The 17571-nt window shown below is 51.4% G+C and carries 10 protein-coding genes, 2 tRNA genes and 5 pseudogenes; 3 read left to right on the top strand and 14 right to left on the bottom strand.

Features of this window, described 5'->3' with window-relative positions; genetic code table 11:
- Positions 1-162: 162 nt before the first annotated feature.
- The 3 genes and pseudogenes from ACR0C3_RS11180 to ACR0C3_RS11170 all read right to left on the bottom strand — a co-directional run bounded on the left by ACR0C3_RS11180 (position 163) and on the right by ACR0C3_RS11170 (position 4627).
- Positions 163-2940, bottom strand: a complete 2778-nt coding sequence (locus tag ACR0C3_RS11180) for an autotransporter family protein (protein ID WP_480758501.1) — start codon at positions 2938-2940, stop codon at positions 163-165.
- Positions 2941-3231: 291 nt separating this feature from the next.
- Positions 3232-3672, bottom strand: coding sequence for a hypothetical protein (locus ACR0C3_RS11175; RefSeq protein ID WP_480593182.1), 441 nt, complete (start codon positions 3670-3672; stop codon positions 3232-3234).
- Positions 3673-3943: 271 nt separating this feature from the next.
- A pseudogene (locus ACR0C3_RS11170) lies at positions 3944-4627 on the bottom strand (IS6 family transposase).
- Positions 4628-4718: 91 nt separating this feature from the next.
- Between ACR0C3_RS11170 and ACR0C3_RS11165 the strand changes: the two are divergent.
- Positions 4719-5009: pseudogene (locus ACR0C3_RS11165) on the top strand (DDE-type integrase/transposase/recombinase); the annotation flags it as partial.
- Between the two features lie 202 nt (positions 5010-5211).
- Here ACR0C3_RS11165 and ACR0C3_RS11160 read toward each other — a convergent pair.
- The 8 genes and pseudogenes from ACR0C3_RS11160 to ACR0C3_RS11125 form a co-directional block, all read right to left on the bottom strand.
- Complete coding sequence (locus ACR0C3_RS11160) at positions 5212-5628, bottom strand: eCIS core domain-containing protein (protein ID WP_480563966.1); 417 nt, start codon at positions 5626-5628, stop codon at positions 5212-5214.
- Positions 5629-5871: 243 nt separating this feature from the next.
- On the bottom strand, positions 5872-6570 hold the full coding sequence (locus tag ACR0C3_RS11155) for a hypothetical protein (protein ID WP_480563964.1): 699 nt from the start codon (positions 6568-6570) through the stop codon (positions 5872-5874).
- Between the two features lie 70 nt (positions 6571-6640).
- A pseudogene (locus tag ACR0C3_RS11150) lies at positions 6641-6775 on the bottom strand (TraM recognition domain-containing protein); the annotation flags it as partial.
- Positions 6776-7040: 265 nt separating this feature from the next.
- On the bottom strand, positions 7041-7631 hold the full coding sequence (locus ACR0C3_RS11145) for a TadE/TadG family type IV pilus assembly protein (RefSeq protein ID WP_480758500.1): 591 nt from the start codon (positions 7629-7631) through the stop codon (positions 7041-7043).
- Positions 7618-8181 (bottom strand): TadE/TadG family type IV pilus assembly protein, encoded by a 564-nt coding sequence (locus tag ACR0C3_RS11140; RefSeq protein ID WP_480563960.1) that lies wholly within the window; start codon positions 8179-8181, stop codon positions 7618-7620. The genes ACR0C3_RS11145 and ACR0C3_RS11140 overlap by 14 nt, the downstream gene beginning before the upstream one ends.
- Positions 8181-10046, bottom strand: coding sequence for a Tad domain-containing protein (locus ACR0C3_RS11135; RefSeq protein WP_480563959.1), 1866 nt, complete (start codon positions 10044-10046; stop codon positions 8181-8183). The genes ACR0C3_RS11140 and ACR0C3_RS11135 overlap by 1 nt, the downstream gene beginning before the upstream one ends.
- A 1490-nt stretch (positions 10047-11536) precedes the next feature.
- On the bottom strand, positions 11537-11887 hold the full coding sequence (locus ACR0C3_RS11130; RefSeq protein WP_480563957.1) for a hypothetical protein: 351 nt from the start codon (positions 11885-11887) through the stop codon (positions 11537-11539).
- 776 nt (positions 11888-12663) lie between these two features.
- Positions 12664-12738: transfer RNA gene (locus tag ACR0C3_RS11125), tRNA-Gln, on the bottom strand.
- Between the two features lie 239 nt (positions 12739-12977).
- Between ACR0C3_RS11125 and ACR0C3_RS11120 the strand changes: the two are divergent.
- Positions 12978-13231, top strand: a pseudogene (locus tag ACR0C3_RS11120) (integrase core domain-containing protein); the annotation flags it as partial.
- A gap of 1000 nt (positions 13232-14231) precedes the next feature.
- On the opposite strand, the gene ACR0C3_RS11115 reads toward ACR0C3_RS11120, so the two are convergent.
- The 3 genes from ACR0C3_RS11115 to ACR0C3_RS11105 form a co-directional block, all read right to left on the bottom strand.
- A tRNA-Met gene (locus ACR0C3_RS11115) sits at positions 14232-14308 on the bottom strand.
- 73 nt (positions 14309-14381) lie between these two features.
- Positions 14382-15365 (bottom strand): alpha/beta fold hydrolase, encoded by a 984-nt coding sequence (locus tag ACR0C3_RS11110; RefSeq protein ID WP_480758498.1) that lies wholly within the window; start codon positions 15363-15365, stop codon positions 14382-14384.
- Position 15366: 1 nt separating this feature from the next.
- On the bottom strand, positions 15367-16839 hold the full coding sequence (locus tag ACR0C3_RS11105; protein WP_480758497.1) for a flavin-containing monooxygenase: 1473 nt from the start codon (positions 16837-16839) through the stop codon (positions 15367-15369).
- Positions 16840-17310: 471 nt separating this feature from the next.
- Between ACR0C3_RS11105 and ACR0C3_RS11100 the strand changes: the two are divergent.
- Positions 17311-17571, top strand: a pseudogene (locus tag ACR0C3_RS11100) (BCCT family transporter); the annotation flags it as partial.

The following is a 17571-nucleotide window of genomic DNA, read 5'->3' as shown; positions in this document are numbered from 1 at the left end:
CGGTCCCCGAAATGGCAGGAATTCTCCGTTGATTTTCAAAAGCTATGTGACTGCTAGTTAGAGATATCGTTGTACGCATGCTCGTCAATCCAGTCTCAAAGTTTGCAACAAATCCCGAAGAAGAACTGCGCCACATCATTGATGATCTGACGCGGTAGAGATTCAGAAAACCCACCTAAGTGCTGCACGAACGAAGGGGCCCTGAGCGTTGCTGCCGATCTCTTGCTCTGCTGCTAGCTCAAGCCGGACGCCTTGCGACAAGTTCTGCTCATAGCCAAGCCCTATGCTGGCGCCTGTGAAGTCCATCGAGGCGACGGTCAGGGATTGCGTATCTGAGAACAGCGTGACATCGGCCTCGGTGTCCCCGAGCCCCCTGCGCAGCACTCCGCTGAGTTGGCCTTTCAACACACCATCGTTGTTGAGAACCTTGTTTGCCTCCAGTCCCAAACGAGCTTCGATGACTTCTGTCGTTGTGTCTCCAACAGTTGCATTCGCGTCCGAACCGGTTTCGGTATAGCCATCATTTTTCTGACGGGTATAGCGTGTTTCGCCAAATGCTAGCAGATCAAAGCTGTTGCTGAGATTGAATTCTTTCTCGACCCCGATATGCGCTGTGACGACAGTGCTGTCGTAGTTGGCCTTTGCGTCTGAACTCCCGGAAATCTGGCGGGTGCTATCCGTGGAAAGCCAACCAAACCCGAAACCAGCATCGACTGTGAATGAGCCGAACCGGCGTTCGACCGCAGCATCAAGATAGAACCCATTGGTATCGAAGTCAGTTGAGTTACTGTCCCCATTCGCATAGAACACACCCATTCCGACAGCATAGGCAAGGCCGCTATCGCACCGTGTCGAAAACCCGGCTCTGCCATCAAACACTGTGAGATTGGTGTCATTGCCAGGGGCCGTCTCAAACTGGTTGTATTCGGCGTCGATCACGGCAAAAGGTCTTAGCCCAAGGGTCGGCGCAGCAGACCCTCCAATCTCCTGCGGCACGTCCAGAGGATCATTACAGTCCAGTACAAGACGACTGTTGCCGATGGTGCTACCGTAAAAGGCTACAACATCATCAGGGGGCACGACATCACCAGCAAACACAGTCGCATAGATTGGAAATGCTCCGCCCTCATCTTCGACAAACCAAGCCGAGTGTGGGTCAGATACCAATTTCGTGAACGTGCCGTTATCTGGATTTGCGTCTTCAAAATAGAAGATCGCGCTCTCGCCCTGCGCGTCCAGGTTGACATCGTGATCCTCAACACGGATCAGACCGGTCACCTTGTCTTTGGAGTCGATATTGAGTGTCCCGGATCCTCCGCCCAGGTAGATGGCATAGGCTGTGCCGGTATTGGAGAAGGCCGAGATCGTGCCGACATCGGTGATCACGCCATCAAAACTGCCAAAGTAGACACCATAGGCATTTGCAATCCCCCCTCCGGTAGCGGTTGCAGACGCGGTGATCACCCCCGTGTTCGAAAACGTTCCATCCATGCCTCTATTAACAAAAAGACCATAGGCATCGGCAGTCGCCGTGGAACCGCTGGTTGTCGCAGTAACATTAATATTGCCGAAGTTGCGAAAATCACCGCCAATAACATCGTAGACAAGGTAACCGCCTGCTATCGCTTTAGAATTGGACGTAGCTTGAACGGTAACCGGGCCAAAGTTGGTAATGCTGCCGGTTATGGCGTCTTCCACATAAAGGCCAGAAGCCAACGCTAAATCGACTGCTCGGAGAGTTGTGGAAGTTGCAGCGACGTCCATTGAGCCGTAGCTTAGAAAACTGCCGTCGAAATTTCCATCGACAGTGTAGGCAGAAGCTCTCGTCGAACGAAAACCAGTCGCACGAGCCTTCACCCTGCCGCCGTGGGCAATACTCCCTGTATTGGATCCATCGACATATAAGCCATCCGCATACGTGCACCAAAAAAAACCGCAAGGTTCTGTCGACGTCGCAGCAACATCAATCGTTCCAAGGTTGATAACATCAATGTTTTGGGAATTAATAGAGTAATGACCTTGAGCTCTAGCCTCAGTAAGACCAGTAGCCCTAACTGTGATAGTACCGCTATTGGCAAGGGTGCCTGTCATTTCTCCGAAACTACCATAAGCACGTGCGCGACCATTTGTGGAAACCGCGGTAACCTCGATCGAGCCAAAGTTAAGGATATCACCGATTAGTTGAGGCCTATCTCTAAAATTTCCCTGAAAAAAGTAACCGGACGCGAGCGCTCTACCACCCCCAATTGCTTCAGCAAGAATACTCCCCTTGTTACTGACACTGGTATCTACACTTCTGCCAAAATTATACCCAAACGCGTCAGTTCCAATGTTTTCTTCGGAATTCGCTGTTGCCGTGATTTGCCCGGTGTTGTCGATCACCGCAGTAGACGTCACGGCATCGCTAAAATTCATGCCGATAGCTCGGGCAGCACCGCCGAACGCGTTGGTGGCGCTTGCGCTGATTGTGCCGGTATTTCTTACAACGCCAGAGACTGTGCCAGTTATCCGAATGCCTGCTACAGTTCCAGATGTATTCTCACTAGCCGCAGTGATGCTTCCATTGTTCAAGATCTGACCTGTCTGCAGCAGAGCTCCATTCAGTATCAAACCTCTGCGGTTAGATGTCGAAATAGCGCCATTGTTGGTGAAGATGCTGGAATAGTCGGAGCTTATCTCAACCGCTGGGTCAGTGTTCGATACATCTACCGCGCCGGTGTCTGTGATTGTCGCATCCTCATCCGTCGTGATCTCTAACGGTGTGGTCTGAGGTGTATCAACAATCGTTTGAGCTCTGGCCGCTCCGATAGAAATCGTTGTAGCGAACACCGCAAATAGAAGGACCGACGGCGCAATGCTGACCACCGATCCCTTCCACTTCACCAAACGGCCACCATTCACCGTATTCTCGCGCGTGGGCGCTGTTTCGCAGCTTACCAATCTAAGCCTCCAAACTCATCTCTTGATGGTTTGGGCTAAGTTACTGAGAGCAAGACACCAAAACGACCCTTGTTCGTCTCGCGTGGATGGTCACATGTCTCAATCAGGTCCGTCTGATCTATAGAGGGGTCGAGTCCGGCTAAGTGCAATTATAGGGCGGTAACGAATACTGGTTGGTGCGAAACTGAACATTCACCGTGCCACGTCCGAACAGGAAATACGCGGGACTTTTCTGCCGCTCGCTGGTCTTGCGCCAAGGTCTGCTTTTCCAACCACGGACGCGGATGCCCGTTAGTCAGGGTACAACAATTCGATTAGTAGCCTCTCAGGCGTGCCATGAACTCTTAGCCTGAGCGTACCAGTTGGCCCACAAAAGCTGCGTAGTCCAGTGTTGGAAAAAACAAGTTGGTCGGTAACAAAAGGCTGGTCGTATTCACGAAGAAGCTTCTTTTCGGGGTTGAATAGTGAGAACCGAATGGCGTTCTCCGGCACCCAAGAGATGTCGAGCTGATCAACCAGCGACGCAGAACTATCTTTCGGTAGCTGTGTTGGGTCAGAGTAGGGCGTGTTTATGCACACAAACCCGACATCATCCCGGAAAGCGGCCGTCAATGGCATGGATATTTCTTTCTCACGAAAGCTTTGAAGCTCTGCCCAGTTCCAGCGAACGCTTTGTCTTTGAGACGTGATCCAAACTCCAATGAGAACAAGCACGATGACAAGCGCGAGCATGATGGTTTTGAAGGCGGCTGATCTCAGCATTATCGCAGTATAGCAGTGGGCGGATAAAGCCAACACCAAAAAACAATGCTGGACGGCTGAGCGGACCTTAGCTGCCTTTGACCTTAACACAACGAATGGCTGCTTCACGCAAACCCGGGGTCAATCATTTGTTCGTGCGCCTGAAATACGTGCAAGTAGTGTTCTTCCGAGAAACGAGCAGGCCGACGGTATTTGTCGCAAACTTTTAGAACGACCATAGGCAGTCGACTGCTGGACACACCTATCCTGCGATCTCGGCAAACACCTGAAAACCGGAGGTCGTAGTGCTGGGGAATTGCTGTTTTCGGATCATGTTGGCCACCTCAATGCCATCCAATGTGGCTGAGGCGGATTCGAACGACTTAAACCCACACATGTGCCGAACACGCCGCTTTATGAACCGATGATCCGGTTCAATCATGTTGTTTAAAAATTTGGACCTGACCGTTTGGACTTTGGCTAGACAGCCGAACCGCTTCAGGATCCTGCTCACCTCTCGAATACCCGCTGCGTTGGCGCCACTTTTGTCGATGACGATTTTGTTTGGGACTCCGTTGGAAGCCAGCGCTTTGCTCAAGAGCCTGGCGGCTGCTGGACGGTTACTGCGCTCAGACAGCATGAAATCAAGAGTGTTTCCCGCTTTGTCGACTGCTCGTTAAAGATACATCCACTTGCCGCGAACACGAATATAGGTCTCGTCCATGCGCTATGAACTCAGCGTTGGACGCTTTTTTGATTGCGCACGAGCTGCAACGATCGGCGAGTATTTCACTACCCACCTATTCAATGTGGCATGGTCAACTCTGACACCGCGCTCAGCCATGATCTCATCCAAGTCACGATAGGACACCGTGTACCGCAGATAGAAGTAAACTGCGTACAAAACCGCACCCTTGGGGAAATGACAGCCCTTTAACGAGATCATGTTCAAACAACCTGTTCGAAAACTATTCGACCAATACAAACCTCAGATCACGCATTCTCGTCATTCCAGGCTCAAAGCTTGCGACACAACCAGAGATGTAGAGCACCGACAGGTGAAATATCTCGATAACATCTTCGACGCCGGCCATGGTAAGCTGAAACAGCTGATTAAGCCGGTGCGCGGATTTAAGACGATGAAAACAGCCTATGCGACGATCAAAGGTTTCGAGGTCATGAGAGCACTGCGAAAAGGGCAAGGCCGCGCCTTCAACCTTTCCAGAGATCCGGTTGGAGAAAAGCGCATGATCGAGCGGGCTTTCGGCGTCGGACCTTGCATCATGACAGAGGCTGTCGCACTGATCGAAAGTCAACTGGGTGCATAAGTGTGCCTAAAGGTTCGATAGCTGCCGGCAAATCGAAAATTTGCAACAGAGCCGGCGACCATCCACCGTCTGCAGTCGAGCGAGTCCATAGTTAAAGGTTCATTACAGAACTATCACGCGCACGGCATTTCATGCCTTGAGAGCCCACGTCAGGGCCTCGCGAAGCGCTTCTCCGCTCTAGGCTGCCACTTATACCCTGAGCTTACTTGGCATTCTTTTCAAGGTACTGCCAAAATTTTATCTTTTCATCCAAGGTCTTTTCCATCTGCTTCGGCTTCGCTTTCGGCACGGCCTGCTGCACCACATGCGTTGCTTCATGACCGATCAATTTCTTGGCCGCCGATGCAGTCTTGGCAGCTTTCGACACCTGAAGCAGAAGGTCTTTGTTCGCCTTTTCGTCGACGCATTTTTTCTTCTTGGCTGTCGAAATAGCCTTTTGCGCGACTTTACCCTGCTTCATTGCCACTGCAATCGCCTTCTTCACCGGTGCCAGTGCTTTTTTCGCGACAGGAGACGACTTTTCCGCCTGGTTTATGATTTTGGCCTGCTGGAAAATAGCCGCAGCGATTTTGTCCGCTTCTTTTTCAAGTTTACCCAGGCCCTTTTCATCAATTTTCATATTGTGTCTCCTCAATCTGAGACGCTTGGTCGATTCATCGGGTCGACATTTCCCATGCGGGTCACTTCTCCGCTAGGTCTTGGCTTGTTTTGGCCCGCTTCTCAATGTCGGCATGTCTCAAGATGGTGGCGTTGAGGGTTTTGTGGCAACATCCGTCCCACCTGTCGGCATTGCCAAGTTGTTTGCCAGCGGTTGCAAAAAACGGTTGCGGGCGCGGTCGGGCGTTTTACACCGAGGGCATAGCTATTCCAAAGATCGTGAGCATCCCATCGGGCGAGCCGTAGGAAACGGAGGAGAGGTGATAGCGCCGTCGTCGCCGGTGATGACGCGGACCGAGTTCAGCTGGTCTCGGTGCAGGTAGCTGGGCGCTCCATTGACGAGGCGGACATCGGGGTGGGGACAGGTGATGATCTCTTCTGTGGCGCCTTGTCCGTAGTTTCGGATTTCGACATCGCCGAATGCGACGGTGACGGTCTCGGTGGGCAGGCCGACATTGTCTATCTTCTTGAGCCGGGTGCCATCGGCGCCGTAGACATATTCGGTTTTGACCTCGCTATAGGTCACGCTGCGGGGGCGGTTCTCCCCGTCATAGGTCATGACCTTACCAAAGAGGCCCTGGGTCATGTTGCCGTTGGCATCATATGCAAAGACTTCTTCATTGACCGAGATGGGACGGTGCGTTCCAGCAGCGTAGGTGTAGTCCCCCACATGGCTGTTGGAGGTCATGTTGCCAGCCGCATCATAGGTGAAACTCTGATCGAAGCTGGTGATGCCGTCGCGGTTGCTGACTTCTGTCAAGCGCCCTGCGTAATCATGGGTGTAGTTCAGATTGCTCTGGTCTTGCGTCGTCCATTGCTGAATCACCCGACCGGTTGCCGTACGACCATACTCGGCTTTGGCCATAGTCAGGCTGGAGCTGTCGCGCAGCTTGGTCTTGTTCATCCAGCCGCGTGTAGGGGAATACTCGGTAGCAGAGAGTCCTTGTGCCCTTGAAGTCTTCCAAGGCTTGTGCACCCTTGCCCCAAATTTCAACGATCTGGCTCCAGTCTTGATAAAAAAGCGTCATGTGAAACCCGGTTTTCCGACTCTTGACCCTGACCGTCTTGAGTTGGTCGAAACTTCCGAAACCCTTGGCCCCATTAAAGATCTACAGGCGCCGGAATGATGGGTCGTCTGGCCGTACTGTCAGCTGAGACACCATCTGAAGTGCTCCCTTAAGTTTCTTAGCACGCGCTATCAAATGAACCCTCGACCCGACGGGTGGAGAACAAGTATGCGACAGAACCCAATCTACGGGCTTGTACAGTTACACCTGAGACGGTTGTCAACAGATGCAATAGGCGCTTACTGGGCGTTCAAAACTCAGCATGGGGAATCGGGCACTCTGGCTGTCGAAGCCACCGAAACTACCTTCAACATTCACCTTCGGCCTTAATGTCATCGAGGATACGAGGATGAGTAAAAACCATCGCATTCATAGTTGATCTATTTAACCCCGCTAGTGGAAGCCTGAACGGAGCTTTGTAACTGTTTTGCGCTTCGACTAAGACCAACTTAGCATTGTCCGCCATCTCTGGGAGCCGCTCTTTGATTAAGCCGATGTTACTATCCGTTCTTTTTTCATCAAACGCTATTCCGCGCGTGCATGACCAAGCAACGCGATGTTGGTCGTCCGCTTCATCAAAACGCAAAAAGGAAACTCTAATACTCAGATCAGATGCAGATGAAAGCATACTCTGTGAAACAGCGTGAACTGAATTTATATAGTTGGAGTTAATCGTCGATTCTTCCCGCGAAATAAGATCTGAAACAGTGTAGGTTGCTTTCAACAATCTCGAGCTCTCTCGATAACCATCGAAAAAAGTGTATGATGCCACGATAGACCATAGAAGTAAGGGAAACATCATAACAGCTTCGATCGCGATCGTCCCATGTTGAGATTTTCTGAAACGCGATAGGCGAAGCTGCGCAATTCTCCCGATTTTGAGATTAAAGGGGTTCATGGACAAACACCGTTGTAGCATAAAGTTCCACTTGGCCACTATTTCTAGTCGATGCGGCTTTCCCGACCCATGACCCTGACCACAATGGAGACACCTCGATACATGCTCGAACAATCATAAATTCATTTGATGTTCCTGGTGCGAAAACCCTGTCTTCCGGCAAATGAATGGTCTCCGGCGTATCTGCGCAAAAAGGTGTAGGGTCCAAATTCTCATCAGAAAATGCTGCAAACGGATCAATTGACTTCATTTCAAGAGCCAAGTCGGTCGAACAATCCTGGATAAACAATACCCGTTCACACATCATGCTTTTAAGAACATCGTGTGTCCAAACACTCTCTCCTACCGGCAAATTGTTCACACGAACTTCTCTAATCGCTTCATCCAAGGCTCTTTCAAGATCCGCGTAGCGCAATGACGTCAGACCCAAATCAATACCTGACGCGGTTAACAAAAAGAAAATGGGGAACCAAAAAACGAACTCTATTGACGCATTTCCTTTTTCGCAGCGACAAAAGAAGCGAGTATTTTTTGCAATGAAACGTTTCATCATTTGAGCTTAAGCAAAGAAATCGAAGAGGCAATTGATGCAAAAACATCCGAGATATCACTGCCAGTTGCTTCATAGTATGTAGCGTCTTCGCTCGCGCAGCTCTTCAGAAGTGCTTTGGAAATCTCAGGAGCATTAAAGGCGATAGAGAAGACAATAATCTTTTCCGAATAAGCCTCGTTGCATATAGCTTTTGTATTTTCGTCCTTTCCAGTATTTGAGTACGGGTACCTTAGTTTTGTCATAGAGTCTTCGTCGAATTCATCTTTCTTTTCTTCACCAAAACCATCGCCTATGAGCAACGAAATGAAACCGAATGTCGAGTATTCCCAAAGATCAGGCCAGGATAACTCGACGGCGGTTTCCCCTTCTGATTTCTCTCTTGTAGTGGAGTAATCAATAGTATCGCAATTTCCGTTGCTAGAACTGGCGCATCTGTATTGCATAAATGTGTCGGATGCACCGTAGGCATGGTCCTGGTTCTGTTCTCTAGCCCAATACCAACCGTTGTCGGCATCCCACTCCATCAGCTGGATGTAAGGCCAATAGAAACTATCAGTATCAGCGTCGTAGAAAGAATAGATATCTTCTGATTCATTCCACCAGATATCTGACGATCCGGAATGAAAAGGCGGGTTGACATACTCCTGCCTCGTGTTTCGTCCGTCAGTCATTAAAACGATAACCTTCAGAGTATCGCTCGACGCATTCTCCGAAGGGCGATCAGAAAACACCGCTGGAACATCCCCAGCTTCCGAAAGCCTTTTTATAACGGGTTTCATACTGTCATCTAAAAGCGCCACCCCCCATTTCATTCCAACATCAATTGACGTGTAGCCACTCGCCTCTAAGCCTTGGATATGTGACTTTAAGACATCGACGTCATTTTGAAAAACAGTGACTTCTCGGAGACCAGGAGAGGCATCGCTACTTGCTGAATTATCCGGTTTTTTGTTATTGCCCAGACATTCGTTGTTCGACACGGTTCGGCCATCTTTTCGGGTATCCTGGTCATGCCACTTCGAGTCAGCATGTAGAGTTTGTGGAATCGATGGCGTAGTTATCCTAAGACCCGAATCTGGATCGTAGGCTTTGATCGCCTTAAGCTCTGAAGTCCTAAAATCTTCTGGTCGAAAATCCAGGCAGTTCCCAAAACTGTTTCGCCCCACGGTATTCAATTCGTCGAAAAGGAAATCTGGGAGGGCCACTTGCTGATTGTAAGGCACAATGGAAATTGACGCATCATTTACATCGCCGTTGCTATAGATATCATCAACAAATTTTTCTGCTGCTGCTTTGAGGTCATCCAGTCTATCGCCCTCCATCGATTCAGAGATATCCAGCACCAGCGAAATTTCGACACTGCCCCTGGCTTCTTCGGCGGAACTGCTGGCCGTTGCGGTCAGCGTATCCACTCCGCTCCACCTCATGAAATGGGTTTTGACTCCCATTCTTGCGGTAGCGGATACAAGGCGCGCGTTCTCAGTACCGACTTCCACATCTCCGCAAACATCGGGCTCTACTGTCGGCTCTCCAACCAAATACTGATCAAGGCCATCTTTATTTAGATAGTCTTTAACTACATCCCTTGGGCAAAGAGTCTGATCCATATCTGCGGCCGCTAAAACGGCTCGATCGAGAGAATATTGTAACATTGCCCTTTCACGTTCGTACCTCATCATGTCGACTGCAAATCCAGCGGATATCAGGACGATCACCAAAAGAAACAACGTCAGAATTGTCATTGCGCCACATTCTGATTTCCAGAATAGACTATTGGCGAAACGACTCTTCGGTCCAACATTGAGGCCGGCCTCAAATGGTACTTTCAGATAGCCATCCTTAAAATAGAAAGATTTGAACACGTTCAGACACTTCAAATTCAAACTCCACAAGCGCGCAGACTGACTGGTAGGTCGCAGCCGATTCTCGTACTAGTTTGAACACAGTAAGTTCGTTTTACGATGCTCGCGGGTTGGCACCATGTCTCAATTGAGTGCTCAATAAGGTCACCAATCCGGAAGCACAGCCAATTTGTTTAAACGGATGTACTCCAGAGATCCGTTTTTCAACAGGAGCGGATTCAATATCGTGTGCTCTGATTTTACTTCGGACGATCAGCCACAATGCGCGTCTGGTGTACTCACCCAGAGCATTGAGACCTTCTCGTTTCGACCGATACCCAACTTGTCTTGCAAGAAGTCAATGGCTCATCCATCGTTTGGTTGTGTCAACCTGAGTCACCTAGTCGAGCTGTTCCGGCGATGGCGTAGTCTACGCTCCTTCTGGCGCTTTGGGAGTTGCGACCCGGCCTCGTACCGTAGTCGCTAGACCTCCTTATGATTGACCACCTAGCTCAAAAAACCAATCAGTTCGGTGGTCTTTCGGCAGACATACCGGCCGTACTACTTCGTTGACAAGATCAGAGGAGCGATTGCGGGAAATCATCTCGAATTGACGGATGGTATTGGAAAAAACTCTGCGCTGGTCTACTCACCCGCGGCGTCCACGCCCCGATGTCGCCTGCTCCTGAAGTGTATGAACGATAGTTTGACGAAGCCGCTATAGGGTCAGACCCAAAGGTTTTTTTTGTGGTTGAGGTTTTCATTGAAAACACTCCGATCCGATTCCACCTCTGCAATGACCTTCTTCAGCCGGGCCTCCTCTTTCTCATGGCTATTCCATTCAGCCACTGTGCCCGCCCCATCCCGCCGAGTGTAGAGGGTCGCGTCACTGATCCCCACATCACGACAAGCCTAGACAAAGTCATCAACAACCGCCAACTTTAACTCGATCCCACGCAACAGCTTCAAAGTGTCTTCGTCCGAGTATCGCTTCCGAGCCATCTCTTGTTCCCCCTCCTCGGCCAAAGTAGTGGCCCAATTTTAGGGGGCAAAGACAATGGGCGACCGCACGCTTGCGTCAAAAACATCGTCCCGGTAGATAGCAGACCAGTGATAAACTAGCGATCAAATTGGGCCAGACAAATAGGTAAGGTCTCGGTCTAGCCTCAAATCCCCCAATAACTCGTTCCTTACTTCCATCAGTAGTTTGTTAAGTGCAAATAAGTAGTGGAAAGAGATTCGCCGTTCTGGAACAAAATCTGGGACATGGCTTCTGATGGCAGAAGGACTTGGATAGCTTCGTCTGCACAGTAATGTTTGCTCAACCACTGGACCAGGTAGATAAGTAAAACCTATCTCCAATAAGTCTAGGCGTAGCGGTCCACCAATTTTGATTCGGTGTAAGGGTTCGACGTCAATCAAAAATGTCGTGTCACTATCTGAATCCAATGGTAGGTCATACCCTTCAAGCAATGAAAGCTGTGACCACAACACAATTCTAGGTACCGAGATCATTGTTTTACCCGAAACTGGTTTGGTTCGTGCCAAGGCAGAATTGTGTCATACACCACCGAAAAGAATGAAACAGTAAAAGCGCTGGTCGCTGACCTCACCGGAAGAAAGTCCTTTTTAACGTTAGCTCCGAAAGTACAATCTACTAGTGGTCTTGCATCTTCTAAGCTCACCGGTATTTCGAGGTTTGCAATACCTTGTTGTTCCGCTGATCTTTCTTCAACAGCAGTGACCGTTTCAGATATGACAATTATTGATCCAAAGGCTGCTTTGAACCGACTAAGTTTAATTCTTTGATCTTCCGTCATTTTCAATGAATGCCAAAGAGTAACGCAATTAGTTAAACCCATGATAAGCCTTCGAAGGTTAGCTTACCAAGTTTCCATGACACCCCAAGTAACGATAGCCAAGACCAAATGGCAAGAAACGCGACATAGTAGCGGCAACCTGAGACAAACGGCTAACAAAGGATTGTTTAATAAATCGATTAGGGCCTGATTGACACCGTCTAGAGTGGTCGGGTCATGCAACGTTGAACAACTGCACTGTGAACTGGTACTCTGCAATGACACACTGCTGTTTGCAATGGTAGTGGCCGCGTTTGATGGTCCGTGTTTTTTTCTGGCCTTTCAGAGTTGATTTGTCTGGTCGCAACGGTCAAATGCTGTGTCGGTATCCGAGCAATCGTTTTAGCGGCGCGTGATCACTCTTAATCAGATTGTTTCACCGCTTTCGATCGATGTGCTAAATACTGACGAAAAGCGGATCATATCGACCATTGATTTCGCAAACGACACGACGGTAGGTAGGAGCTTTGTCCGTAGCGATGTTCGCTGGCAGGCAAAGTCGCACACGTTTATTAGCGAAGTTGTAGAAGGCCTTGGCCGCTTTTGCATTCCGTCAGACTATCGGTCGGAAGTCTAGCATCCCAGCCGGGGGTGTCCGGTCCAGAACCTCCAGTTTCCAAATAAAGTGGTAGTTCTCAGAAACTACGGAAACAGCCAATTTGGCCGCAATCCATATGCGTAACCGCTAGTTTCGGTAAAAGTTGCGTTCTTGCCCGACAAAAAACGCGTTTCAATCCGGACAAGCTTTCATTCACACCGGACGACACATCTGGAAAAGGTGGCTGGGGTGGTAGGATTCGAACCTACGATACACGGTACCAAAAACCGCTGCCTTACCACTTGGCTACACCCCATCGGTGAGCGGCTGTCTACGATTGTTGCTGGCAGGGTTCAAGGGGATTCAGGTAAAAAAGTGGGCCCTCTACAAAAAATCTTGGCCGCGCTTGCCGCTGCGTCTGTGACGAGGTTCCTTTGACTTGTTTTCGATACCGATATTGCCACGCGTCTGTCTCGGGATGGACAAACCAAAGCACGAAGATCTCCAGGGCCTTAGACCCTTTGAGTGCGAATTCGGGCGGTCAATGTCTCCTTTACCGCCGTCGGCGGCCAGACGGCTTCCATTGAAACTGGGAGCCCGTGGGAGAACGAACACTTCGAAAGCTTCAATGGCCGGTTCAGGGCGAGCTACTCAACGGCGAAATCGTCTAAAGCCTGCGCGAAGTACAAATCCTGATCGAACAATGGAGGAGACGCTACAACACAAAGCGGCCTCACAGTGCTCTGGGCTATCGCCCGCCAGCGCCCGAAACCATCATCCCAATGGACTACAGGCCGATGATGCACTAACAATCAGGTTGGACCAGTTACATGAGGCTGCTCACTGAAAAACTGGGTCGTTCTTGACCGTCTCAAGGGTGATGCAACGTCAGACCCGGCTGGGTTGCGGATCTGGATTCGTGAACAGAATGTTAACGGCCTGTTTTCCGCGTGTTCAACCGTATTCATTAACAGTTGAATGCGCTTCCTAGCCTGAAAAGTCTGATGGCCGAGATACGCAATGAAATTCGGGGGATGAATGGATGTTGGACCTTGCTTTGACCTTTTCAGCTACTTCAGTTTGGGTTGCCGTTGGTTTCTTGTCAGGGTTTTCTTTTTTATTGACTTGAAGGAACCATTTGGCAGATGCACGAGCCCTCAACCCCTTACACCGCTGCAATGAACGCATTTCAGTTAGAAAGCGAAGACGCCGACGGCTACGCGGCTATGTGGGCCGCTTGTCAACTCATGGCTTTGCTTGAAGACAGGCCGGAACTAATGAAAGAATTTGCGGACTTGTGGGCGAAAAAGTGGAATCTAAATACACATTCGCACTTTGACGCAGACCCCATGTAGCACCTTATGCAGCGCGAAATCTGCGTTCAAGAGGCTGACTAGTACGCGAAAAATACCGGCCCGTCCAGCAAGGTCCTGTCCCACTCAATACACTGGATTTACAGCGGCTATTTGCTCCACCACGACACGAATACGGGAAGCCCACAATAGCCGCAGAGGCCCCAAATATACCTGTCAGCTAAGCGAACGGGGTTCGGACACCACAATCACCTCGGGATCTGCTGAGAATACTTAAGATCAGTATTGTGGCACTTTACTAGAAGCGCATTCGAGGCAATCTACTCGAAAAGATGCAAATATTCGTCGAAATTGGGCAGCTTTGGACGAAGAAAGAAAATCGACTAAGTGGCAAACGCTCCGACGTTCAACTTAGGGCGCTGTGTGGGTAAAACATGGCAAGGTTTATGGTGCTCACAACATACCTGAGTACAAACACTGTATTGAGAGAGATATTTGGTAGCGGAGGAGGGACTTGAACCCCCGACACGCGGATTATGATTCCGCTGCTCTAACCAACTGAGCTACTCCGCCATGAGTGAGAGGCGATTTAAGGGAGCGGTCAGGGGGGGTCAAGAGGGAAAACACCCCCAACTTACGGATTCTTTCAGTTCGTCGGCTGCCCCTCATGCGGAAGAGCGGCGCTCGCCGCAATGCCAGAGGCGACACCGGCGATGAAAGCGGCGCAGCGGTCAGGCTCGGTGATCAGGATCATGTGCCCTGCCCCGTCAATCACCTCATATCCCAGCCCAAAGCGCTCCATCGGCGGGCCGTGGTGAGGGGCGGACAGGATTGCATCCTCGGTGCCATAGAGGATGGCACCCGGTGTCCGGAGCGCATCATAACGGGCCACTTGCTCGGAGATACTGAGATCAACACCGATCACATCCTCGGACGCCGTGACAAAGGCCGAGGGGCGCAGGCCAAGGGCGCCGCCCGCGCGATCCAGAAAATCCGAAGGCGGCGTTTCCGGGTCGAACACGGCGCCCAATGTATGCGGTGCGGTTTTTGCTGCGATGGGAACGGCCAGCGTGTTGCCAATCAAGCGTCGCAGCCATTGCGTGCGAATCTCCAACGGTTTGAAAACCGCTGGCGTTCCCGGCAGTTTTTGGGTCAACGGGGCAAGCAGCGCCAGCCCGCCTACCCTTTCGGGAAAGTCGAGCGCCATCGCGAGCGAAACCGCCCCGCCCAGCGAATGCCCAACCAGAATCGCGCCAGAGACCTCTTTGGCCGCAAGAAACTCGGCAATCATCCGAGCCTGCTCTGACAGTCGGGCCAGATCTGCGCTGTCGCGTGTGGAGTACCCGCATCCCGGCCGATCAAGCGCGATTACGTGATACTCCTCGGCCAGTTTGTCGACCAGTGCGTAGGTATAGTGCTGCAATTGCCCTGCCAGCCCGTGAATCATCACGATGGTTTGCGCGTTCGGGTCGCCTTTTTCGACGTAGTGAATACGCCCACCGCGCACCGGAAGGATTTGCCCCATCTGCGGAACGGTTTTCAGCCCCTCCCGCATCAGGCTGCGAGTCCACAGGTTCATCGCCAGCAGAAACACCGCGAAGATGGCCAGTAGAATAAGAAGCGTCGTCATATCAAACCTCGCTGCCTGCGGTTGGAACCAGGGCGTATTGCTCTAACCCGGATTGTGCCATGCGTTTTTGAAATTCTGCAACTGTTCCGGGCCACAGAGTCGTGTTGCGCCCTTCGGCGTCTTGGTACCACGACGAACACCCTCCGACCTGCCAGACACTGTCAGTATGACGGTCCTGCATTTCCTTGGTGAACGCGGCTTGCCGTGCGGGGTCTGGAACAACAGCCTCCAGCCTTTGGCTATGCATCCCGTCCAGAACTCGACCGATATGACCGACCTGAGCCTCAATCATCAGCACGACTGAGTTGTGGCCGAGGCCCGTATGCGGCCCGAGCAGGATGAAGAAATTCGGAAATCCTGCGATGGCTGTGCCCAGATTGGCCTGCATCCCCCTCGCCCATGCATTGCGCAATGTCTGCCCACCTGTCCCAGTGATGTCGAGGCGTTCGACCATATCAGTGACGTGAAAACCAGTGCCCCAGATCAGGATGTCAGCCTGCGTTTCGCTGCCATCGGCTGCGATGATCCTGTCTCCTTCAATCGAACGGACTGCTTGCGATATGACGTCGACATTGTCGCGCGCAAGCGCCGGATACCAATCGTTCGAACTGAGGATCCGCTTGCAGCCAATCCGGTAATCTGGCGTCAACTTCTCGATTTCGGCAGGGTCTGAGATCGCGCGTTCAAGCTCTTTTCGCCATAACTTCATGGCGTATTGCACCATTTTCGGATCACCGCGGAACACTCGATGGCGATACTCGAAAACCGCGAAGATCAGCTTGCGCCGCAGTCGCGGCAACAGGGGAATCCGCGTGTAAAGCTTGCGAACCCAAGGCGCGATCGGGCCGTCAGGACGCGGCAGAACATAAGGCGCGCTGCGTTGGAAGATCGTGACATGGCGGGCCGTTTTGGCGATCTCTGGCACGAATTGCACCGCCGAAGCGCCGGTGCCGACCACCGCCACGCGCTTGCCCGCGACCGAGACGTTGTGATCCCACTGCGCAGAATGAAACGTCGGGCCCGGAAAACTGTCGGACCCCGGGATGTCCGGAATACTGGGATGATGCAGCGCACCGATGGCCGAGACCAGAAACTGCGCCGACCAGATCTGCCCCGACCGTGTTTCAACCTGCCAGCGCGCGCCATCCCATCTAGCCGACTTCAACTCCTGCTGAAAATGACAGAGGTCGTAGAGGCCTTCCTTGCGCGCAACATCCTGCAAATACGCCTGAATCTCGGCCCCTCCCGCATAGGCGCGGCTCCAATGCGGGTTTAGGTGCGTGGCCATCGAATAAAGGTGCGAGGGGATATCGCATGCAACACCGGGATAGGTATTCTCGCGCCATGTCCCGCCGACATCACCAGCCTTTTCCAGAATGGCAATGTTGCGGAGGCCACGATTGCGCGCCTCAAGCGCCATGGTCAGCCCGGAAAACCCGGCCCCGATAATCAGCATGTCGACATTGTGATCCACGCCCACCCCCTCTTCAAGACGACCAGAGTATATTGGCAAAGACTATAAGCGCAGGCGCAGCCCTGAACAGCGTCCCGTTGGGTAATACTTCCAAACTAGCACCGGTTTACGTTGAGCTTCACGTGTCTCTGTGTCGTTTTCGGTGAATGCGATCAGCCAAAACGCCCCTTTTCGGCAATGAGGCTCGCAGAATCCGTCGTCATTGCGACCGAAAAGGTCGGAATCCGGAGCACCACACACGCCAAGAGTGTCTAGCCTTTCCAACCAACCCACTTAACCAAAGACGCCTTTTCGGTGTCCGTTTAACATCGAAATCACAAGGAAAAATTCAAGGCGCGACAGAACCTGAGTGGGTCAGGATTTAAAGCCGCGCGCCTGAACGACCGGTGCGATCACCGCAAAAACATAAGAGAAGAGCCAGCAAACAGAACGGCCTTCCACCCTATCAAATCGGCAACACGGAGGAAATTGATGTCGATTAAAGAACCGTTTACGGATTTGGACATTAAGACCGCGGATAGTGGTTTTTATGAGAATAACAGCGTTCCGATTGCGCTGATCAGTAAGGGTGTAATGGTCGCCCTTGTGCTTTGGGCGCTGATTTTTCCGGCGAACGCGAACAGCACTCTGGGCAGCTGGAACTCTCAGATTCTGGAGGTTTTCAACAGCTTCTACGTGGTCATCGTAGGTCTGTTTTTCTTCTTTCTGGCCATCGTTGCGCTGCTGCCGGCT

This window comes from Ruegeria sp. CK3, assembly GCF_056536565.1.
This window is presented reverse-complemented; position numbering and strand designations above follow the sequence as displayed.